Raw genomic sequence first — 515 nt, 5'->3', positions numbered from 1 at the left:
GCGGCACGGCGCTGGTCTTCGTCGACGCCGACGTGCGGGTCGCCCCCGATGGGCTGGCCCGCGCCGTGCTGCTGCTGCGCGAGTCCGGGCTCGACCTGGTCTCGCCCTATCCGCGCCAGGTCGCGCACGGGCTCGCCGAACGGCTCGTCCAGCCGCTGCTGACCTGGTCCTGGCTGGCGCTGCTGCCCCTGCGGGCGGCGGAGCGCTCACCCCGCCCGTCCCTGGCGGCGGCCGGCGGGCAGTTCCTGTGCGTGGACTCGACGGCCTACCGTCGGGCCGGCGGCCACGAAGCCGTCCGCGACCAGGTCATCGAGGACGTCGCCCTGCTCCGCGCGCTGAAGCGGTCCGGTGGGCGAGGTGTGGTCGTCGACGGCACCGATCTGGCCGCCAATCGGATGTACGACGGCTGGGCGGCGCTACGCGAGGGCTATACCAAGTCGCTGGCGGCGGCCGGCGGCGGCCCGGCGGGCAGCGCCGCGCAGGTCGGCCTGCTGGGCTGGCTGTTCGTGCTGCCC

Annotated in this window: 1 protein-coding gene; it reads left to right on the top strand. The window is 76.1% G+C overall.

Translation table 11 applies throughout. From position 1 onward, the window contains the following. The coding region (locus tag MXD58_RS24870; protein ID WP_284678843.1) for a glycosyltransferase family protein at positions 1 to 515 on the top strand (515 nt) is incomplete at both ends.

Origin of the sequence: Frankia sp. AgKG'84/4 (genome assembly GCF_023242965.2) — a bacterium.
In the GTDB taxonomy this organism is placed as follows: Bacteria; Actinomycetota; Actinomycetes; order Frankiales; family Frankiaceae; genus Frankia.
The sequence above is the reverse complement of the archived record's forward strand: the minus strand, read 5'-3'. Positions and strand labels throughout refer to the sequence as shown.